This window comes from Porphyromonas uenonis 60-3 (assembly GCF_000174775.1).
Lineage (GTDB): Bacteria > Bacteroidota > Bacteroidia > Bacteroidales > Porphyromonadaceae > Porphyromonas > Porphyromonas uenonis_A.
In genome coordinates, this window is the sequence record NZ_ACLR01000118.1 from 74,800 (window position 1) to 94,292 (window position 19,493).

General features: G+C 52.3%; 19 protein-coding genes. 13 read left to right on the forward strand and 6 right to left on the reverse strand.

Going from position 1 to position 19,493, the window contains the following annotated elements; all coding sequences use genetic code 11:
• Nucleotides 1-11 precede the first annotated feature (11 nt).
• The 4 genes from PORUE0001_RS03530 to PORUE0001_RS03545 form a co-directional block, all read right to left on the reverse strand.
• Entirely contained in the window at nucleotides 12-860 is an 849-nt protein-coding gene (locus PORUE0001_RS03530; protein ID WP_007365062.1) for a DUF3822 family protein, read from the reverse strand.
• Nucleotides 861-1,042: 182 nt separating this feature from the next.
• Nucleotides 1,043-1,684 carry a hypothetical protein gene (locus PORUE0001_RS03535; protein WP_232501411.1) on the reverse strand — a complete coding sequence of 214 codons (642 nt, stop codon included), beginning with the start codon at nucleotides 1,682-1,684 and terminating at the stop codon, nucleotides 1,043-1,045.
• Between the two features lie 604 nt (nucleotides 1,685-2,288).
• The gene (locus tag PORUE0001_RS03540; RefSeq protein ID WP_081454299.1) at nucleotides 2,289-3,335 is read right to left on the reverse strand and encodes a CapA family protein; all 1,047 of its coding nucleotides are present in this window, start codon (nucleotides 3,333-3,335) and stop codon (nucleotides 2,289-2,291) included.
• 15 nt (nucleotides 3,336-3,350) lie between these two features.
• Entirely contained in the window at nucleotides 3,351-3,791 is a 441-nt protein-coding gene (locus PORUE0001_RS03545) for a hypothetical protein (RefSeq protein ID WP_157750192.1), read from the reverse strand.
• Between the two features lie 642 nt (nucleotides 3,792-4,433).
• Between PORUE0001_RS03545 and glmS the strand changes: the two genes are divergently transcribed.
• The 9 genes from glmS (at nucleotide 4,434) to PORUE0001_RS03590 (ending at nucleotide 15,309) form a co-directional block, all read left to right on the forward strand.
• Nucleotides 4,434-4,847, forward strand: a complete 414-nt coding sequence (gene glmS, locus PORUE0001_RS03550) for a methylaspartate mutase subunit S (RefSeq protein WP_007365098.1) — start codon at nucleotides 4,434-4,436, stop codon at nucleotides 4,845-4,847.
• A 1-nt stretch (nucleotide 4,848) separates the two neighbouring features.
• Nucleotides 4,849-6,234, forward strand: coding sequence for a methylaspartate mutase accessory protein GlmL (gene glmL / locus PORUE0001_RS03555; RefSeq protein ID WP_007365030.1), 1,386 nt, complete (start codon nucleotides 4,849-4,851; stop codon nucleotides 6,232-6,234).
• A 54-nt stretch (nucleotides 6,235-6,288) separates the two neighbouring features.
• Nucleotides 6,289-7,737 carry a methylaspartate mutase subunit E gene (locus PORUE0001_RS03560; protein ID WP_007365027.1) on the forward strand — a complete coding sequence of 483 codons (1,449 nt, stop codon included), beginning with the start codon at nucleotides 6,289-6,291 and terminating at the stop codon, nucleotides 7,735-7,737.
• Nucleotides 7,738-7,821: 84 nt separating this feature from the next.
• Nucleotides 7,822-9,066, forward strand: coding sequence for a methylaspartate ammonia-lyase (locus PORUE0001_RS03565; RefSeq protein WP_007365096.1), 1,245 nt, complete (start codon nucleotides 7,822-7,824; stop codon nucleotides 9,064-9,066).
• Between the two features lie 132 nt (nucleotides 9,067-9,198).
• Nucleotides 9,199-10,587 (forward strand): acyclic terpene utilization AtuA family protein, encoded by a 1,389-nt coding sequence (locus PORUE0001_RS03570; RefSeq protein ID WP_007365073.1) that lies wholly within the window; start codon nucleotides 9,199-9,201, stop codon nucleotides 10,585-10,587.
• Between the two features lie 24 nt (nucleotides 10,588-10,611).
• Nucleotides 10,612-10,932 (forward strand): DUF4387 domain-containing protein, encoded by a 321-nt coding sequence (locus PORUE0001_RS03575; RefSeq protein ID WP_007365112.1) that lies wholly within the window; start codon nucleotides 10,612-10,614, stop codon nucleotides 10,930-10,932.
• Nucleotides 10,933-11,239: 307 nt separating this feature from the next.
• On the forward strand, nucleotides 11,240-12,286 hold the full coding sequence (ruvB, locus tag PORUE0001_RS03580; protein ID WP_007365117.1) for a Holliday junction branch migration DNA helicase RuvB: 1,047 nt from the start codon (nucleotides 11,240-11,242) through the stop codon (nucleotides 12,284-12,286).
• Between the two features lie 24 nt (nucleotides 12,287-12,310).
• Complete coding sequence (gene xseA / locus PORUE0001_RS03585) at nucleotides 12,311-13,810, forward strand: exodeoxyribonuclease VII large subunit (RefSeq protein ID WP_039865501.1); 1,500 nt, start codon at nucleotides 12,311-12,313, stop codon at nucleotides 13,808-13,810.
• 17 nt (nucleotides 13,811-13,827) lie between these two features.
• A complete protein-coding gene (locus PORUE0001_RS03590; protein ID WP_007365066.1) occupies nucleotides 13,828-15,309 on the forward strand; it encodes a bifunctional metallophosphatase/5'-nucleotidase in 1,482 nt (493 codons plus the stop codon).
• Between the two features lie 121 nt (nucleotides 15,310-15,430).
• Here PORUE0001_RS03590 and PORUE0001_RS03595 read toward each other — a convergent pair whose 3' ends face one another.
• Nucleotides 15,431-15,688: a DUF1858 domain-containing protein gene (locus PORUE0001_RS03595; protein WP_007365125.1), complete on the reverse strand. Its 258-nt coding sequence runs from the start codon at nucleotides 15,686-15,688 to the stop codon at nucleotides 15,431-15,433.
• Nucleotides 15,681-16,919, reverse strand: coding sequence for a DUF438 domain-containing protein (locus PORUE0001_RS03600; RefSeq protein WP_007365089.1), 1,239 nt, complete (start codon nucleotides 16,917-16,919; stop codon nucleotides 15,681-15,683). The genes PORUE0001_RS03595 and PORUE0001_RS03600 overlap by 8 nt, the downstream gene beginning before the upstream one ends.
• Before the next feature lie 490 nt (nucleotides 16,920-17,409).
• Here PORUE0001_RS03600 and PORUE0001_RS03605 point away from each other — a divergent pair, with 490 nt between their 5' ends.
• The 4 genes from PORUE0001_RS03605 to PORUE0001_RS03620 all read left to right on the forward strand — a co-directional run bounded on the left by PORUE0001_RS03605 (nucleotide 17,410) and on the right by PORUE0001_RS03620 (nucleotide 19,410).
• Nucleotides 17,410-17,778 carry a DUF488 domain-containing protein gene (locus PORUE0001_RS03605; protein ID WP_039865517.1) on the forward strand — a complete coding sequence of 123 codons (369 nt, stop codon included), beginning with the start codon at nucleotides 17,410-17,412 and terminating at the stop codon, nucleotides 17,776-17,778.
• Between the two features lie 101 nt (nucleotides 17,779-17,879).
• On the forward strand, nucleotides 17,880-18,434 hold the full coding sequence (locus PORUE0001_RS03610; RefSeq protein ID WP_004331580.1) for a pyruvoyl-dependent arginine decarboxylase: 555 nt from the start codon (nucleotides 17,880-17,882) through the stop codon (nucleotides 18,432-18,434).
• Nucleotides 18,435-18,461: 27 nt separating this feature from the next.
• Nucleotides 18,462-18,899: a ribose 5-phosphate isomerase B gene (gene rpiB / locus PORUE0001_RS03615; protein ID WP_007365111.1), complete on the forward strand. Its 438-nt coding sequence runs from the start codon at nucleotides 18,462-18,464 to the stop codon at nucleotides 18,897-18,899.
• 19 nt (nucleotides 18,900-18,918) lie between these two features.
• Nucleotides 18,919-19,410 (forward strand): hypothetical protein, encoded by a 492-nt coding sequence (locus PORUE0001_RS03620; protein WP_007365086.1) that lies wholly within the window; start codon nucleotides 18,919-18,921, stop codon nucleotides 19,408-19,410.
• Nucleotides 19,411-19,493: the final 83 nt, after the last annotated feature.

Sequence of the window (19,493 nt, forward strand, 5' to 3'; positions counted from 1 at the left end):
CGATAACTCTATCAAGCGTACCAATAGTCTGTCGGCATGACAGACACGTCCCAGTCGGCAGTCGTGAACTGTCGGTAAAGCGCCTGTAGGAGCTCACCTACCAAGCTATCTGCACCAGCCGTCCCGTCAGATAGTATGATGGATACGGGAGCCGCATGATCTACGGAGCTGTCCAAGTATACTTTACTTAAGAAGTAGAGGACCTGGTAGAGATGATGCTGCCAGGAGCGGTAGCGAGGCCAACTGTAATGATTAGCCCGAAGCAAGTTCCCCGACTGACATAGTACCAGATCGCAACCACCCTCCACTAGTTCGACACCTAGCGAGAGCCCCGTCTGAAGGGACGACTGTCGCAATACCCGCTGGGCAAAGGGTAGGATCGTCGGAATAAACTGGCAAGCTACGAAGCTACGCTGTAGGAAGCCTTTGACTAGATGACTAAAGCCTACAGCTAGACTAGGCTTACCATCGCCCAGTGTGTACGAGTTGCTGTAGTACTGCTCTTCATCCGCAAAGATAGGAGCCGTCAGTCGCCACCAGTGTACATCCTGCTCTCCACTCATGCCACTCGGTATGACCACATAGTGAGAGGCGGGGTAGAGCACGCGGACCGCTCCCTCAGGATCACTGAGGAGAGGGTGCTGTGCGATGATGTCTCCCCACAGAGCAGAGACACGAGACCACTCTACTGGTACAAACTGGCTTTGAATCTTAGTGTGATAGCTTTCCTGTGCACCCGCCTCTTTCTCTTCGCCCGAGAGACCATATAGATAGACAAAGCCATCTGCAGTCAGTCGCAATGCGAGCGATGGGACTGCAGATGCTAATGTATCTGTAGGTAGTGCTGGAGGCTGCTGCATAGTAGCTATATATAATATAGAGTCAGACAACAGACTTCAAGCTCTGCGATTCTTCTGTCCTCATACGAGGAGCGAGATGAGAGTCAGCAGACTGCACTCAAAGTCTATTGCCTAAATCTGTAGAACCGTGTCACAGTATCTAACGGTGTGGCGGTAGGAACAGAGAGTTTTCCAAAGGGGAATTACTCCCAGTTGCCCGTGCTCTTAACCTCCTTGAGAGAGCCTAGAGCTAGACCAGGATATCCAGTGCCCTGGTAGCGAGCCTCTGCCTCCTTGATAGCTGCGTTGAGGAGTCGATGATCCTGATCAGCCAAGTAGACTGATAGAGGTACAGCCGTGCGGAAGACGGGCACCATCACGACATCATCGCCGATCTCCTGAGCGACAGATGCTGTATCAATCTCTATGATAGACTCAGGGAAGCCAGGTACCTGTAGAAATTCCTCAGGCGTCATGCCACCCTTGAGTAGTGAGTCGCGTGCGCTCAGCCATACGGTATCACGTACGATCAACCCCTTGGCAGCAGCCTGGCGCTCATTCATACCGGCCTCACGCATAGCGTCTGTGTAGTCGCCCTCAGAGCGAACGTAAAAGAGCTTACCATCAGTGAGGAACTGACGCAGCTCATCCACGGGAGCGTAGCGGTTGTAGACATCGTGGAAAGCATTCTCCACAAGAGCTATCTGCTTCAGACGTGCTTGGATAGGAGCCTCACGAGCAACACGAATCTGGGAGAATCGCTCTGGTGTCAAGATGCTCATGACTGCTAGATAGCCCACGATAACTGCCGCTACGAGCAGAATGACGGTCATTAGTTTTCTCATAATATCGCCTATAAGTTTTGTGTTGATTACGCTAGTTCGGTAATGGTTTGGACACCTCTAGAGAGTATAAATCAAGAGAGGACGAACCAATCACAGCGCAAATATACGCTTTTCTCAATAGATAGAGCACATCGTCAGCTGTCCGTCATAGGGCTGACACCCGATGATCTGGCTCTCAGAAACAGAGAAAGCAGATAAGCAAAAAGACCTGATTCATGATTGGCTACACAGCGCTAGAGATCCACTCTAATCTCTCCGACATGTCTGAGGGTTTTGGGTTTCTACGGAGAAATTTGCGAATAGCTCGGTGGAGAATGAACTTTCTTCACGGAGGGGCGAAATAAAAGTTCGGAAGAATGAAATGAAACTTCGGAAGAAAGATTTCGAAGTTCCGATGAATTTTTTGATTGCTCGGTGGGGGATTCCTATTTTCTACCGAGGCATTTGCGATTTCCTCGGAGGTGTGCTGTCGGGGTCATCGAAGGGTCTCGTAGTGCATCGAGGGAATTAGAGGTTAGAAATGAGAGATTAGAGGTTAGAAGTTAGAGCGAGACGAGTAACGGCTGTCCTCTTGCTAGACACTAGTCGTGCGTCCTTACACGGGCTACTTGAGGAGGTCTTTGAGATAGTTCCAGCGGTAAAAGTTGGTCGCTTTGCGGAGTGAGCGATAGTCTATAGCGTCCACAAGGTCTAGTAGGAGCCTGCTCCTAGTGATATGCTGTATCGTATGACGTAGCTCTACACGGGAGAGGACAGGCTTTGTATTAGGGCTCTCCTGAATGGCGAAAGTACACTTCAACAAGCTTCCCATCCAGTGGTTGGGGTTGTGATTGAGGTAGCAATAGTTACCGAGAGATGTTGCCAAGACAGAGCTCTCAGACAGATATACTGGCTGGGGCGTGTGGGCGTGATTGCCAATGACACTATCATAGATTGCTGGGACGATGCTATGGTACAGCGCTATCTGCTCTTGCGTGGGGGAGAGGTGCATCTCATAGCCCCAGTGTGGCATAAAGATATTGTAGGTGTGTTGCAACAGTCTCCATTCGTGTGAAATTGATGGATGAGTGAGGCTAAGCGTCTCGATAATAGGTGGCTGATTGCTTAGGAATGTTCTAGCAGAGAGTGTGATTTGGTCTTCAATCGTAAGTGGTGTAGGGGTATCTCCGATGACTAAGAAGCCTTGATCTCTAAGCCGTTGGTTTTGCAGACTGAACGCTTTGCGCCCGAAGTCCGAGGCGTGGTTGTTGGCTACGTTTAGGATTACTCCTCGTCCGAACGAAGTGTGCAGATAGTCGTAGAGTGGGGTGTGGCTATGGGATAGAGCGAGGAAGCGTCGTCTATCTGTGACAACGCCCTCGAGATTAAAAACAATATAGTCCGCCGATGCTAGGAACTGCTCCAGTGCTATCGTGTGGCTTGGCTTAGTATCGCCAAAGGGCATTAGATCTCCAGTGAAGATCATTGAGATTTCCTTCCCCTTTTCAGAAGCTTCGGGTCTAAAGGTGTAATCAGAGACGAGGGGCTGCATACCTTCAGGAGCTTTGACCTCGGAAGGTTCCTTGGGTGAGAGGATCCTATATTTAAGGAAGTCCATTTTCTCACTAAAGGTATAGGGCGATCCCCACCAGTGTGTCCCTTGTTTACTCATAGTCGGCGAGGTGTCCTACTCAGCTTGGAGAGTCTTGAGACAAGGTGTGGCGTACTTGGCGTAGTGGCGTATGTACTGCTCGATCTCATCGGGGGATAAGTATGTGCGTTGCTTGAACGCTTTGTACTCTTCACTAGCTATCTGGTTATCATACATAGCGTACTTAGCCCAGTCATAGAGCTGCCAGCCTAAACCATGCTGGATGGTCGTGAGATCTGTTGTCTTCTCGAAGTATGCCTTCCCGTGAGACTTGTCAGAGTATAGTAACAAGCAGTCTAGAAGACCTAAGAGGGTCTTGGTCTCGTACTCCACGATGTGTGCTAGCTCATGCCCGACGATGCCAACAGCTGCGTTGTAGGGAATAGAGTCAAAAGGTATCCCCTTGAACTGTGGGTCGTTGTTGATAACTATCTTATATCGCCTAGGAGAGAAAACGGACGCTGGTCGGGAAGCCATAGTCGTTTGCTCGCTTGAATATTCAAATTTGATATGCGTAGACTGTAGCTCAGGGTAGTAGGATAGAGCTACGATTAAGACATCTGAGTACTCTGGGAGTAAGTCCTTGTTGCGACCATAAATAGCGACTAAGCTATCGACCTCTGCTTGTGATGGTCTCGTAAGACATCGTTGTCCTACTGGACTAGCTATCAAATTATAGGTTGGAAGTGTTGACTTTGTTCTTGTTGCACAGGATGATGCCACAAGTCCGATGGTCACAAACCCGATGAGGAGGGCGAGGAGTGTCCACGCTACCTGTCTGTCTGTGCAGAGAGATTGATTGCGATTACTCATTTAATCCATTGAGATAGTGCTGGCAAAGGTAGTGTATTTCTTTTTGAATGGCTAATTCTAGCTATTACAGAATTATTAAGTACCTTTGTGGAGCGATTTTGAGGAAGGGTGAAGATTGACTCTCTTTATCTCTTCCGAAAGGATCGTCTTACATGACTTTACTGCACCCCCAAAACAGTGAGGCCATGTAAAGAGGTGTAGGTGGCGTGGTGGCTCATCCCCCAAAAAGGGATTTCCATGGCTCCTATGTCTCATACTATAGCTCAATCACCAACAAAAAACGTGGTAACACGTACATCCCCTATTATGAATCAAAAAACTATAGTCACGGGTGTGATTGGTGCTGATGCGCATGCTGTCGGCAACAAGATCATCGCCTATGCCCTCAACAATGCAGGGTACAAAGTGGTTAACCTCGGTGTCATGGTCTCTCAGGAAGAGTACATAGAGGCCGCTCTCGAGACCAAAGCTGATGCTATCCTCGTCTCCTCGCTCTATGGACACGGTGAGATAGACTGTCAGGGTCTGCGCGAGAAGTGCGACGAGGCTGGTCTCAAGGGCATCCCACTACTTGCTGGAGGCAACCTAGTCGTTGGTAAGCAGGACTTTGCCGATGTGGAGTCTCGCTTTATGGCGATGGGCTTTACCAAGGTTTATCCTCCTGGCACACCGATCGAGACTACCATCGCTTATCTAGACTCAATCCTCGCAGACAAGTAGTATGCACTATCTTACGGTAGACTTCGGTAGTACCTACACGAAGTTGACTCTGATAGATGTAGCCAATGCTGAGATAGTAGCGACAGCCTCTGCCTTTACCACCATCACGACGGATGTGCTGGAGGGCTTTAACAATGCCTGGCAGAAAATCTTAGCACAGCACCCCGATGCTCACTACGACCGCCTGCTCTCCTGCAGTAGTGCGGCTGGTGGACTCAAGATGGTGGCTCTGGGGCTAGTGCCCTCGCTCACCTCTAAGGCGGCCAAGATGGCTGCCTCCTCGGCGGGCGCTAAAGTGGTCAAGACCTACGCCTATGAGATCTCTCATGCGGAGCAGGAGGAGATCTATGAGATCAATCCGGATCTGGTACTCCTATGCGGTGGTACCGACGGGGGCAACAAGGAGGTGATCCTCGCTAATGCACGTCGTCTGGCAGAGATCGATAGGCCCTTTGCGATTATCGCTGCGGGCAATAAGTCGGCTTCTTATGATCTAGAGGAGATCTTCGCTCAGTGCGACAAGAAGTGCGTCGTCACGGAGAATGTGATGCCTGAGTTTGGTCAGATCAATATTTTGCCCGCTCGTCAGTGTATCATGGATCTCTTCATCAGTCGCATCATCGATGCCAAGGGACTGGGCGAGGTGCAGAAGCGTGCCGAGCTGGAGATTATCCCGACTCCCTTTGCGGTCCTCAAGGCGTGCGAGCTACTGAGCAAGGGCATTGACGAGGAACACCTTGGCTGGGGTGACCTGATGGCGGTGGATCTAGGTGGCGCGACGACCGATATTTACTCGATGACTGACGGAGCTCCGTCGATGGACAATGTCCTGATCAAAGGCATCCCCGAGCCTTACAGCAAGCGTACCGTAGAGGGTGACCTCGGTATGCGCTACAGCTTGAAGGCGCTGGAGGACGAGACCGATGTCAAGGCTCTAGCACGAGCTTACGGGGTCACGCCTGAGGCGATCGTCGACTGGGTCGAGCGCTGTGCGGCTAGTCCTGACACGGTTGCTGAGCCTGGTTCACAGGAGCAGGTGATCGAGGAGGCTCTAGCTTACAGTGCCGTAGACATAGCGGTGGAGCGCCACGCTGGAATCATTAGCAAGGTCTACACGCCGATAGGCGAGATGTTTACCCTCGTTGGCAAGGACTTGACGCAAGTGCCACGACTCATTGGCATCGGTGGCGCATTGATCAACAGCTCTGACCCGGCTCGTATCCTCTCGGGAAGCCGCTTTAACCCTCAGAGATACGAGTATGCGAAGCCCCAGGATCCGCATTTTTACCTAGACAAGCGCTACATCATAGCGAGCATGGGACTACTCAGTCAGGTAGCTCCCGAGGTGGCTCTCACGATTCTCCAGCGAGAGGTACTACCTATATAATATAGACACACACACACTCAAAGACTCAATCACTCATACAGATTCCCCTATCACATGGAACTTAGGAATAAGCGCATAGACAACGATACCTTCTACAAGGAGCGCAAGGAGGTTCTCGCCTCATGGCCTACGGGCAAAGATGTCAACTTTGAAGAGGCTGTCGAATTTCAAAAGTCAATCCCCGAGGAGAAGATCTTCGGACGCAAGCTTGCTCAGGCAGATGCTGAGGGGCGTACGCTCATACAGCCTCGTGCTGGTGTGGCTCTATACACGGAGCACATACGGCTCTTGCAGTTTCTAGAAGAGGAGGGTGGGGCAGACCTGCTCCCCTCGACGGTCGATAGCTACACGCGTCTCAACCGCTACCACGAAGCTGAGAACGGTATCATCAAGAGTAAGGAGTCGGGACGATCGATGCTCAACGGCTTCCCAATCGTCAACTACGGTACGAAGATCTGCCGTACGGTCACCTCTGCACTCAAAAACCCGGTGCAGGTGCGCCACGGTACGCCTGACGCGCGTCTCTTGACGGAGATCTCTATCGCTGGTGGCTTTACCTCTTATGAGGGTGGCGGTATCTCGTACAATATCCCTTACTCTAAGAACTTCTCCCTCGAGAAGACTATCATGTACTGGCAGTACACGGACCGCCTCGTCGGCATGTACGAGGAGGCTGGCGTAAGTATCAACCGCGAGCCCTTTGGCCCTCTGACTGGTACGCTCATTCCTCCCTGTATATCCAGTGCTGTGGCTGTCATCGAGACACTCCTCGCCGCTGAGCAGGGTGTCAAGGATATAACCGTGGGCTATGGTCAGTGCGGTAATGTCATCCAGGATGTCGCAGCTATTCGCTCGCTCCGTGAGTTGACCAATAGCTATCTCAAGGAGTACGGCTACGACGATGTACGTGTCACGACCGTCTTCCACCAGTGGATGGGCGGCTTCCCACAGGACGAGGCAAAGGCTTTTGGCGTCATCTCGTGGGGCTCAGCTACGGCTGCTCTGGCGAAGGCTACCAAGGTTATTGTCAAGACTCCACACGAGGCGATGGGCGTCCCCACCAAGGAGGCAAACGCTGCTGGACTACGTGCTACCAAGCAGGTTATATCGATGCTTCGTGACCAGTCACTCGTAGACATCCCTGTGGTAGAGCAGGAGTCTGACATCATCGTTCGAGAGACGAAGTGCATCCTTGACAAGGTCTTCGAGCTGGGCAAGGGCGATCTAGCTGTCGGTACGGTTGCTGCCTTTGAGGCAGGCGTGCTGGACATCCCCTTTGCGCCTAGTCGCTACAATGCGGGCAAGGTACTACCTGCTCGTGATGACAATGGTGCGGTACGTATCCTCGACACGGGTCATCTGCCCTTTACGGAGGATCTCAAGGCGTTCCACCGTGAGAAGCTCGAGGAGCGTTCACGCTTCGAGCATCGTCCCGTGAGCTTCCAGATGGTTATCGACGATGTCTACGCCATTGGCAAGGGCTTCCTCGTCGGCAGACCGTAAGCCTTAATCTATAATAGTGCTATCCCTGTGGGGGTAGCACTCTTTCTAGCAAACAATTCCAATAAACCAATAAATCCAAGTAATATGAAGATCAAGAAGGTAGTCTGTGCCCCAGGCAAGACAGGATTCTTCTTTGACGACCAGAAGGCCATCAAGAAGGGCGCTAAAAACGATGGAGCCTTTTACTCTGGCGATCCCGTGACTCCAGGCTTTACGTCTGTGCGTCAGGCAGGTGAGTCCATCTCTGTCCTCTTTATCCTAGAGGATGGCTCTATAGCTCATGGTGACTGTGCAGCTGTACAGTACTCAGGGGCCGGAGGTCGTGATCCACTGTTCCTCGCTGAGAACTTTATCCCCGTCATCATGAAGGAGATTGCTCCGCTCTATGAGGGCAAGGAGATAACCACGTTCCGCCAGATGGCCGACCTCGTTGACAAGCACGTCAATGCAGACGGTAAGAAGTACCACACGGCAATCCGCTACGGTGTCACACAGGCTTGTCTAGACGCTGTCGCTAAGAGCCAGCACAAGCTGATGGCTCAGGTCGTTGCTGACGAGTATGGTACGAAGATATCAGACACGATGGTCCCCATCTTCTCGCAGAGTGGCGATGACCGCTATCTCAACGTCGATAAGATGATCATGAAGGAGGTGGGAGTACTGCCACACGCTCTCTTTAATAATGTAGAAACGAAGGTAGGTCTCAAGGGTGAGAAGATTAAGGAGTACCTTCAGTGGCTCCGTGACCGTATCGTCACAAAGCGTCAGAACCCCAACTACCAGCCCGCTATCCATATCGACGTGTATGGTACGCTGAGCATCGTCTTCAACAACGACTTCCAGCGCATCGCTGACTATCTGCATGAGCTCTCTGAGATCGTTGCTCCTTTCGAGCTTCGTGTCGAGGGACCCGTAGATATGGACGCTCGTGAGCCACAGATCGAGGCTTTGGCTAAGATCCGTGAGCTACTAGATGCCAAGGGCTCTAAGTGCCAGATCGTCGCTGACGAGTGGTGCAACACGCTCGAGGATATCATCGCTTTCTCTGAGCGCAAGGCTGGACACATGGTTCAGATCAAGACGCCTGACCTCGGTGGTGTCAACAATGCTATCGAGGCTGTCCTCTACTGCAAGCAGCACAACATGCGCGCTTATTTGGGTGGTACTTGCAATGAGACCAACCGCTCAGCAGAGGTTTGCGCCAATATCGCTATGGCTACCTCTCCCTGCCAGTGCCTCGCAAAGCCTGGTATGGGTGTCGATGAGGGATACATGATCATCTTCAACGAGATGAGCCGTGTACTCGCTCTCAAGGATGTGCTGAAGTAGATTTTAGAGATTAGAAGTTAGAGGTTAGCTTTTAGACTTTAGAAGTTAGAGCCTCTACCTAGGGTCACTAGTGCCACTAGAATCACTAGAGCCACTAGTGTCCCTAGCTAACAGTAAAAAGAATATCGAGATATGACTCCAATAACAGACGAAATAAGAGTACTCTCCACGACAGCGATCCTCGGATATGGATTTCCCGAGGCATCCTTTCGTGAGGGAATGAAGCGCAAGCCCCACGTCATCGCAGCAGATGCTGGTTCGACAGATCCAGGTCCTTACTATCTAGGGGCTGGCGTTAGCTTTACTGATCGCAACTCCGTGAAGCGTGACCTAGAGATCATGATCCAGGCCGGTGTTGAGAACAAAGTCCCCGTAGTCGTCGGCTCTGCTGGTGGCTCTGGTGCCAATGCTCATGTGGACTGGGTGCTAGAGATCGTACGAGAGATCATTGCTGACAAGAAGCTCTCGCTACGCCTGGCCGTCATCCGCTCTGAGTTTGACAAAGAGACCATCCTCCGCGAGTTTGACGAGGGACACATCACGCCTCTAGCACCAGCTCCCGAGGCTACAAAGAAGGACATCGAAGAGTCCGTCCGCATCGTCGCTCAGATGGGCGAGGAGCCTTTTGTAGAGGCTCTCAAGGGTGGCGCTGATGTCATCATCGCAGGCCGTTCGTACGATCCTAGCGTCTTCGCTTGTCTACCGATCAAGGAGGGCTTCGACCGTGCGCTCGCACTGCACATGGGTAAGATCCTCGAGTGCGCTGCTATCTGCGCATTGCCTGGTAGCGGTAGTGACTGTATGTTTGGCTATCTGCGCAAGGATCACTTCGTCCTTGAGCCACTTTCCAAGGATCGTAAGTGTACGACCCTCTCCGTAGCTGGTCACACGCTCTACGAGAAGACTGATCCTTACCATCTCCCTGGTCCTGGTGGTGCGCTCAATCTGCACGGATGTCACTTCGAGCAGATTGACGACAACAAGGTCAAGATCTCCGGTACCGTCTTCGAGCCCACCGATGGCTACTTCCTCAAGCTCGAGGGTACCCGTCTCGTAGGCTACCGCACTATCTCTGTTGCGGCTACGACAGACCCGATCATGATTAGCAAGATCGACTCCATCATCGAGAGTGTCAAGGCGCGTGTCAAGGACAACTTCGACAACTACGGTATCAAGGATTACTACCTTGACTTCAAGATCTACGGCAAGAACGGTGTCATGAGCATGTTCGAGGGTATCGATGGACATATAGGCTCAGAGCTTATGGTCGTCATCGAGGCAGTGGCTAAGACACAGAAGGAGGCCGACACGATCTGTAGCTTCGCACGTAGTACGATGCTACACTTCGGCTACGAGGGACGTATCGCTACGGCGGGCAACCTCGCCTTCCCCTTCTCGCCCTCTGACTGTCACATGGGTGAGGTCTACGAGTTTAGCCTCTATCATCTGCTCCAGGTGAAGGACCCCAAGCAGTACTTCCCTGTCGAGTATGTAGAGTATGCTGATGGTCAGCGTAAATAGTGAACCTTTAGATCGTATCAAGCAATGACACAGCACAAGTTAATGGATATAGCCTCCGTCATCCGGAGCAAGAACTCGGGTCCCTATGAGATCACCTTTGATATCATCTTCAAGGACTTCGACATATACAATCAGGTGAAGGCAGCGAAGGCGATTACTGAGCAGACTTTCTGTGACCTCTATCACATCAAGCCTGACCACATCGTCAAGATTGTCTACTTCGATCCAGCCAAGGCGATCAAGTGTACCATCGTCCGCCCCATCCCTTCGGGCAATCTCGGTGAGCGTGACGTCTATGGTGCGCAGCAACATGCGCCTCTGATGGGTCTCTCCATCCAGTACTAAGCCTGACCGCTTAGCGGACATTAAATGAGACTGTTGCAACAGTCAACAGTCTCTAAATAGGGATTTAATAGCTCCTAAATATAACGTTAGCCCCCACACGCTCTCATCGTAGAGTCGTGTGGGGGCTAACTGTTGTTGGACTGATGGAGAGGTTAGTACCAGGTGAAGCGCTGCTCGTAGCTGTCGAAGGTAAGCTTGCCCAAATGGTACAACTTCTCCGCCATATTGATGAAACGAAAGTTTCTTCCACATGAAACTAAGAAGAGGAGTATGGGGCTATGCCCTTTTTCGCTAACTTTGCTGACGTATGAAGGGTGATCCATTTGATATTCGCGAGGAGCGTACGCCCCCGCAGAGCTTGTCTGATCTACAGCAGGAGGAGCAGTTGCGCCCCTCCTACTTTGATAGTTTCCGAGGTCAGGGACATGTAGTGGACAATCTGAAGGTCTTCGTCGAGGCGGCTCGTCGCCGTGACGAAGCGCTTGACCACGTCCTCCTCTACGGTCCTCCTGGACTGGGCAAGACAACTCTCTCGCACATTATCTCGCACGAGCTAGGAGTCGGCATGAAGATTACTTCGGGGCCTGTCTTGGAGAAGGCGGGAGACTTAGCGGGACTGCTCACTTCGCTAGAGCCTCGTGACGTGCTTTTTATCGATGAGATCCATCGCCTGAGCCACACCGTGGAGGAGTATCTCTACTCGGCTATGGAGGACTTTCGGATCGATCTGATGATTGACAAAGGGCCAGGAGCGCGCTCCATACAGATAGACCTCAACCCCTTTACACTAGTGGGGGCAACCACTCGCAGCGGTCTGCTGACGGCTCCACTGCGGGACCGCTTTGGCATCAACCTACATCTAGAGTACTACGACGTGGATACGCTCACGGACATCGTGCTGCGCTCGGCTCGCATCCTAGAGGTGCCGTGCGAGGAGGAGGCCGCTCGGGGTATCGCTCTGCGTAGTCGAGGCACGCCTCGTATCGCCAATGCGCTCCTAAAGCGTGTGCGAGACTTTGCGCAGGTCAAGGGTAACGGGGTGATTGATAGCAATATTACGACGGTGGCGCTCGAAGCGCTACACATAGATAAGCATGGACTGGATCATACGGATCACAAGTTGCTGAAGACCATCATCGACAAGTTTGACGGAGGTCCCGTCGGACTGAGCACCATAGCTACAGCCATGGGCGAGGACCCTGGCACGATCGAGGAGGTGTATGAGCCATTTCTCATTCAGGAGGGCTTCATACAGCGTACTCGTACGGGACGACAAGCGACACGCTTGGCGTATGCTCACTTGGGGCGTACCTATCGGCAGGATTTGCCTCCAGAGGTGTCACTCTTTGACTAACTAAAAGCCTTTTCTCCCTGCGCCATGTCTTCACTAGAGATGCAAGCCTCAGAGTTAGTAGCCAAGCGGTACACGCTGACGGAGCTACTAGGCTCGTTGCAGCGCTGCATTGACCACTATTACAATCGGCTCTACTACGTGACGGGCGAGGTGAGTGGCTACCGAGGACGCAGTCAGCGGGGGCATTGCTACTTTAACCTAATAGACAAGGTGTCGGACCCGCTACACCCAGAGGCGGGTGGAGGAGAGCTATCGGCGCAGATCTCGGCCGTGATATGGGCTAGTCGCTACAATCAGATCGCGCAGCACTTCCAGCAGGTGACGGGGCAGCCACTCACGGACGGAATCAAGATATTGGCGCTCGTGGAGCTCAAGTACGATCCACGCTACGGGCTACAACTAGACATACAGGACATCGATCCGAGCTACACACTGGGCGAGGTGGCACGACAGCGACGTGAGACGCTCCAGCTCCTAGAGCGTATGGGGCTGATGGAGCGCAACAAGCAGCACCCGATGCCGAGACCTTTGCGACGCATCGCCATCATCTCCTCGCCGACGGCTGCTGGTTACCAAGACTTCACGAGACATCTGGAGGAGAGTGCGGTGGCTCCTTTTATAGAGAAAGCGCTCTTTCGAGCTACGATGCAGGGCAAGAGTGCGCCGCAGTCTATCGTCGCAGCACTCGAAAGGGTGCGCCAGCACGAGACGCTCTTTGACCTTGTGGTCATCATACGAGGCGGGGGAGCTACGGCTGATTTGGGTACCTTCGACGACTTCGGAGTAGCTCGTGCAGTGGCGGAGTTTTCGCTCCCTGTGTGGAGCGGCATTGGGCACGATCGGGACGAGAGCGTCGTGGACTTAGTTTCGCACAGAGCCTTCAAAACCCCTACGGCAGTGGCTACCGCTGTGATTGATGCTTGGTGCGCAGAGTACACGCTCCTCGAGGAGGCGCATCAGCGACTGGAGCGATCTTGGCTGGAGGCGAGACAGACGGCGCAGACAGGGCTGGAGCGCTTGGCTCAGCTGCTCCGCCAGACGACGCTAGAGCAGCTACACCGTGAGGAGCGCCAGATGCTATTGCTACGCGAGCAGCTCTCCGTCTCTCCTCGTACACTACTGCACAATCAGCACACGCTACTGGAGTCACAACGAGAGCGCTTGGCAGGCGCTGCGCGTTATCTGCCGAAGAGCTATCGGCACGAGTGGGATACGCTCTTGAGTCTCTTTAGGCATCGCTATGCGAGTTACCTCACGGCTCAGCTCAACGAGTGGCAAGCTAGACAGCAGAGCCTGCAGGAGAAGCGCAAGATTACGACCACACAGCGCACGCAGATAGAGCATCTGGCGCAGATCATCCGAGCAATGGACCCGCAGACGGTTCTGCAGCGAGGCTACGCTATCGTGCACCACAAGGGCGACCTGGTTAAAAGCCCCTCGCAGCTCCGTGAGGGCGACGACATAGAGCTTCGCCTAGCTGAGGGTACGCTCTCGGCTACGCTAAGCCAATTGAAAGAACCATAACAAAGCATTCCTAGATTATGAGAAAGACCTTTAACTATACACTTTACGGTGCGCTACTTCTGCTCCTCGTGGGGAGCCTGTCGGCTTGCCGTGTCAAGCAGCAGGCACAGCCGAGTGGTGTGTCGACGCTTGCTGTCGTAGGACTCAATGATATCCATGCCAACATTGATCAGTTGCCCCGCATCGCCTTTATGGTCGATAGTATGCGGGCGATCTATCCCAACCTGCTCCTGTTAGCAGCGGGAGACCTACAGACGGGCAACCCGATCAATGACAACTTCCAGCCGAAGGGGCTACCGATCATTGAGCTGATGAATGAGATGCACTTTGACGCTTCGGCTTTGGGAAATCATGAGTTTGACCTGGGGCAGCACGGGCTGGGCGACATTTCGCATCGTGCGAAGTTCCCCTTCCTCTCGGCTAATGTCTTTCCCTCGCCCTCCTATGGCATTGCCCTGAAGCCCTACAAGATCTTCACGATGCCTGACGGTACGCGGGTCTCTGTCGTGGGGCTACTTCAGCTGGGCGAGTTGGGCATTCCCGATTCGCACCCGAAGAATGTACGGGGTGTAGCTTTCACCCAGCCACTCGAGGAGATTAAGAACTACCGCTACTTGGCGGGTTGCTCAGATCTGCAGATAGCTGTGACGCATATTGGCGTGCAGGAGGATACGATACTGGCGCGGGTGGCTCCTTACCTAGATCTCATCGTGGGCGGACACTCGCACACGCTCATTGATCACCCGAACAATCTGCACTCGTCCGTTCCCATCGTGCAGTCTGGCTACAAGGCGCACTACATCTCCCTCGCATTGATACGACATAGAGGTGGGCAGGTGCTCTCGCACCAAGAGATGCTCCTCCCAGCCGACCCTCACGCTGGTGGGGTCAATGAGAAGATGCAACGCATGGTGGAGGGCTACAATGCTAATCCGCTCTTTGCCGAAGTGGTGACGACCAATCCGCACCCGATCCAAGACAAATACACGCTGGGCGCTATCTTTGCTGATGCACAGCGCTGGTATAGCCATGCGGACTTTGCGATGCAAAACCCAGGCGGCGTACGCATCGGTGAATTGCCACAGGGCAATATTACGCTCAAAGACATCCTTCGTCTAGATCCCTTTGGCAATGAACTGACCGTGCTCACGATGACGGGACGACAGCTCAAGGAGTTCTTCCTCCGCGCCTGGACGACCGACAGCAATACGCCAGCTCATACGTCGGGGCTACGGGTGGACTACCAGCTTGACGACACGGGTGTGCTGCTCGACTGCACCGTCTATCCCGCTGGTAGCGACACACCGATCGATCCAGACAAACTCTACACGCTAGCTACGAGCTCTTACGTGCAGGCGGCCTACACCTACCATACTTCGGCTCCTGACAAGAACCAAGGCATCACGACTGCCGAGGTGATTGTCCAGTACCTTAAGTCACTTCCCGAGATGCCCCAGGTGGACTACAAGAGTCGCTACAACATCCGTGTGACCCGCTAAAGGAATACTCATCAGCCCCCATGCCTTTACTGGCAAAACATGAGGAGACTCAACCGCTTCGAGTTGCGATTGAGTCTCCTTTTTCTAGATTTCGTCCCAAGTAGACGAACGCATATAAGCTCTACTTTGGCAGGTCAAGCGGTGGCTGTCCGACGGCTTGGCGTAGCGTGTTAACCAGTAGTGCTAAGTCCACACCGCCCATCTGAGCTGCGAGCTTGAGCGGAGTACGAGGTGCTACAGTCTTGCGCAGTATCGGATTAGTCAGATTCCTATATCGATCCGAGAGCGATACAAGCGTATCGATGAGCTCTGGGTAGCGGTCCAGCATCGCCCCTACTTTGGTCTCAGGGGTGATGAGTAGAGGTGTCGTATCAGTCATAATTCAGAAGAGTCCTAGAGCCTTCCAGTTGCCGTAGCTCAGTAATATCTTGAGAACACTCGACGACCCCTAGATAGTTACCCTCGGGGTCACGCACAGCCGTGTACTCTATATAGATAAATCGCCCACGGAAGTTGCCAATCCAAAACTTAGCACAGCTCTGGCGACCACTCTTGAAGTCCGCAAGGATAGTCTCTACGACATGGACACTTTCGGGCGGATGACACATACGCACATCTCTACCGATGATGGATCTATTGCGAGCGAAGACTCGCTTGGGGCTGTGAGAGTAGAAGCGCACCTTATCGTCTTTGTCCACAAAGGTGATGTCTATCGGGAGGTGGATAAGTAGAGCCTCTAGCTCCGCTACGCTAAAGGCCCCAGTGGACAGCCGTATAGCATCATGGCTCTCGTACTGAAAGTGCAGGTTGTCCGCCTCCACGTCTGGTTTCCATACAGTCTGTGGGTCATATAGGCAGTATCCAAACTCAGGGGTCTCCTGATAAATGTGATACCACTCAGCCTCCGACAGTAGGTCCAGTGTCATGGGGAAGAGGATCATCTCCTCTTTGGTGATCATACTGTCCAGCATCTCCACTGCGGGGTCAAAAGTCTCCACGATGTGAGCTTTCAGAGATGCCATATCTGAAGTCTCCCCAGAGAGTACTGCTATGGCACTCTTGAGTAGCTTCCTAATCTCATCGTGCTTGCCCCACATGACTACAGGAGGTCCAGTCACTCCATGCTGCTCTAAGTATGGGAAGAGGAGGTACTCCTTGCGCAGATAGTGCTTGTCTACATCCATCAGTCGGTTGAAGATAGATCTCAGACTTAGCAAGAGCTCCGAGAGAGGACGCTCGCAGTGCTCTTCTTTGACCTCCTTTGCCAAAGCATAGTACTCGGAGACTACTTCTCCTAGGGCTACATTCTCAGCTCTAAAGGTGTCTATGGGATGCCCCGCTGGCACCTCTTTAGCTCCACTCACATCTATAGCTCCCTCTAGGATCTCTGAGTGGTGGTCGCAAAAGAGCTGGATCTCATCTGTCGATAGTAGTCCCTGAGCTATCAGCTCCTCCTCGACGGCGACGACCTCTTGGTAGGGGATAGCGTGGAGGAGTGTAGAGAGCTGTCGCTTGAGAGCTTCGGGTTGCTCTCCTTGATGTAAGCGCAGGAGTATCTCCTTGAGCATCGCCTTGCGCTCATCTGGTGTGTTATGTAAGAATTCGCTCATATTTCACTGATTGTTTAAAGTGAATTTATATTAGTCTAATCAAGACTGGCTGGCCACCCCCTTAGGGTTAACCAGTCGTCAGCAAATGTACATATTTTGGTCAGAATATAAGACGTATATCCCCCGTAGATTCAATCATCAAATGCGGGGTGGTGCACGATCTAGAATGAGTTCGTTGATGCTACTATCAAGGAAATCGGCCAATTCCTCGGTGTAGATTGGAGATTATTCAGTGAGGAACGAACAAATTCTTCGGAACTTCGAAATCTTTCTTCCGAAGTTTCATTTCATTCTTCCGAACTTTTATTTCGGCCCTCCGTGGAGAATTTTCATTTGCTCCGTGGAGCTTTCCGATTTCCTCGGGAGGAATTGGAATTAGCGGAGATGTAAGAGTCGCTACGGAGTTCGGTTATAGCGCCGTATTATGATGACTTATTCGTACATTTGTCTCTAACCACGCATGAATTCACCTTAAAGGAGACAAGACATGATGAATGAATTGAGATACAAGCGAATCTATGAAACTCCAGTTGAAGCAGATGGTTTTCGTGTTCTTGTGGACAAACTATGGCCACGAGGGATGAAAAAGGAAAATGCTAAAATTGATCTATGGGCTAAGGAGATCGCTCCATCAGATGAACTTCGAAGATGGTTTTCCCATACTCCTGAAAGATATGATGAGTTTAAACAGAGATACAGACAGGAATTGTCCGAGAACTCAGCGTCACAGGAGTTTAAAGATTTGTGTGTTCAGAAGTTGCACGATCATAACGTGACCCTGCTGTATGGCGCAAAAAACGAGAAATATAACCATGCTGTTGTTTTGAAAGAATGGTTGGCAGAACAGATGCATCCTTAGTTGAATCTACGCGTAATGCGCCAGCTCGGCCTATGTCCCCTTACTTTCGTATATTTGCCCACGCAAATTAGATATTCCCTAACTCATAAATAACTATCACGATGAGCAACAAGTACTACGGGAACTTGATCCCCAATACATTCTTCACGACCAAAGGAAGCGGTGAGTCTGACCTCGAGAAGCATGCTGGCTCCTACCACATGGCACTCTACGATGCGGGTATCGCCGACTATAATATAATGGTCTACTCCTCCGTCCTACCAGCTACGGCTCGGCTCGTTTCGCCTGATGAGGTGGATATGCCTCCCTTTGGCTCAGAGCTCAAGACGATCATGTCTGTCTCGCACGGTATCCAAGATGAGTTCGTCAGTGCTGGTGTCGTCTATGCCTGGATGTACAAGGATGAGAACTTCGACGAGAAGGCTGGAGGCCTCGTCTGCGAGGTGAGCGGTCGCTACCGTATCGAGGAGCTGGAGTCTCGTCTGATACGTGTCATCAATGATCTGCACCAGAACACTTACAGCCAGTACTACCTTGGTGAGCTCAACTTCATCACGGAGGGTATCACGGTGACCAAGCGCTACGGTACGGCACTGGCTGGCCTTTGCTTCGTGGACTTCGTGCTTCCTGAGTCTCCTATGAAGGATGAGGATTGATCAAAAACAATATAGAGAAATAGTCTTATGAAACTAGGTGTTTGCTCAGACCACGCTGGCTATCAGCTCAAAGAACAGGTCAAGGAGTGGCTTGCAGCCATGCAGATCGAGTGTGTCGACTACGGTACTCATTCGGAGGAGCGCTGTGACTATCCAGACTATGCGCATCAGCTTGCTTTTGCCATACAGATGGGTACGGTAGATCGTGGTATCGCTATCTGCGGTACGGGCAATGGTATGGCTATGACGCTCAATAAGTACAACGTCATCCGTGCTGGTCTCGCTTGGAACGAGGATATTGCTAAGCTCATCCGTGCGCACAATGACGCTAATGTGCTGGTCATGCCAGCACGCTTCATAGAGACGGCGGAGGCTGAGCGCTGTCTGCATGCGTTCCTTGATACTCCCTTTGAGGGCGGTCGTCACAAGGAGCGGATTGACAAGATGGTGCTACCCACCTGCTAGTGCCTTTTGAAGCTGAGCTATGGAGGCTCTAGAGATCTTTTTTCTATCCATAGCGATAGGACTGATCGTGCATCTGCTCGTTCGCTGGTCGGAGCGACAGAAGGCTCGTAAGAAGGACGGCACCACTACACAGCAAGGCTCGCAGACGACTGGAGAGACTGCTCTAGGCTCTGCCCTTGGCGAGGTGGAGCGCGAACTGAGAGAGTCTCTCTCTGGCGAGTCGGACACGAGTCGCTGTGCTGATGATGCGACCGCTTGTGCCAGCTGTACAGACTCTTGCTCCGAAGCTGAGAGAGCGGTGAGACGTGCCCCGCAAATCGTCTACTACGATGACGAGGAGCTGGATGTGCTGGCGCATCGTCCTGTAGAGAGCTACACGGATGCGGAGCTGGCGATGCTCCGTGAGGTGGCTGAGACACTCCTAGAGACTGACTATGAGGGGTGGCTCAAGAGCCTCTCGATGCGTGGTATCCTGCTCCCGCCTGAGATCTTGCAGCTGGTCACACCGTAGGACGCTCAGTACAATATATATAAGGTCTGGTACGTTTGTGAGAGTAGGGGATAGGAGCATAGAGGCTCTCCCTGAGGATTAGA

What these genes read in the sequence shown, in the direction of transcription:
- PORUE0001_RS03605 (WP_039865517.1), top strand. Translation starts at nt 17,410, where the DNA reads ATGAATGAATTGAGATACAAGCGAATCTATGAAACTCCAGTTGAAGCA.
- PORUE0001_RS03590 (WP_007365066.1), top strand. Translation starts at nt 13,828, where the DNA reads ATGAGAAAGACCTTTAACTATACACTTTACGGTGCGCTACTTCTGCTC.
- rpiB (WP_007365111.1), top strand. Translation starts at nt 18,462, where the DNA reads ATGAAACTAGGTGTTTGCTCAGACCACGCTGGCTATCAGCTCAAAGAA.
- PORUE0001_RS03575 (WP_007365112.1), top strand. Translation starts at nt 10,612, where the DNA reads ATGACACAGCACAAGTTAATGGATATAGCCTCCGTCATCCGGAGCAAG.
- PORUE0001_RS03600 (WP_007365089.1), bottom strand. Translation starts at nt 16,919, where the DNA reads ATGAGCGAATTCTTACATAACACACCAGATGAGCGCAAGGCGATGCTC.
- PORUE0001_RS03595 (WP_007365125.1), bottom strand. Translation starts at nt 15,688, where the DNA reads ATGACTGATACGACACCTCTACTCATCACCCCTGAGACCAAAGTAGGG.
- PORUE0001_RS03545 (WP_157750192.1), bottom strand. Translation starts at nt 3,791, where the DNA reads ATGGCTTCCCGACCAGCGTCCGTTTTCTCTCCTAGGCGATATAAGATA.
- PORUE0001_RS03570 (WP_007365073.1), top strand. Translation starts at nt 9,199, where the DNA reads ATGACTCCAATAACAGACGAAATAAGAGTACTCTCCACGACAGCGATC.
- PORUE0001_RS03540 (WP_081454299.1), bottom strand. Translation starts at nt 3,335, where the DNA reads ATGAGTAAACAAGGGACACACTGGTGGGGATCGCCCTATACCTTTAGT.
- xseA (WP_039865501.1), top strand. Translation starts at nt 12,311, where the DNA reads ATGTCTTCACTAGAGATGCAAGCCTCAGAGTTAGTAGCCAAGCGGTAC.
- PORUE0001_RS03530 (WP_007365062.1), bottom strand. Translation starts at nt 860, where the DNA reads ATGCAGCAGCCTCCAGCACTACCTACAGATACATTAGCATCTGCAGTC.
- glmL (WP_007365030.1), top strand. Translation starts at nt 4,849, where the DNA reads ATGCACTATCTTACGGTAGACTTCGGTAGTACCTACACGAAGTTGACT.
- PORUE0001_RS03620 (WP_007365086.1), top strand. Translation starts at nt 18,919, where the DNA reads ATGGAGGCTCTAGAGATCTTTTTTCTATCCATAGCGATAGGACTGATC.
- PORUE0001_RS03565 (WP_007365096.1), top strand. Translation starts at nt 7,822, where the DNA reads ATGAAGATCAAGAAGGTAGTCTGTGCCCCAGGCAAGACAGGATTCTTC.
- PORUE0001_RS03560 (WP_007365027.1), top strand. Translation starts at nt 6,289, where the DNA reads ATGGAACTTAGGAATAAGCGCATAGACAACGATACCTTCTACAAGGAG.
- PORUE0001_RS03535 (WP_232501411.1), bottom strand. Translation starts at nt 1,684, where the DNA reads ATGAGAAAACTAATGACCGTCATTCTGCTCGTAGCGGCAGTTATCGTG.
- glmS (WP_007365098.1), top strand. Translation starts at nt 4,434, where the DNA reads ATGAATCAAAAAACTATAGTCACGGGTGTGATTGGTGCTGATGCGCAT.
- PORUE0001_RS03610 (WP_004331580.1), top strand. Translation starts at nt 17,880, where the DNA reads ATGAGCAACAAGTACTACGGGAACTTGATCCCCAATACATTCTTCACG.
- ruvB (WP_007365117.1), top strand. Translation starts at nt 11,240, where the DNA reads ATGAAGGGTGATCCATTTGATATTCGCGAGGAGCGTACGCCCCCGCAG.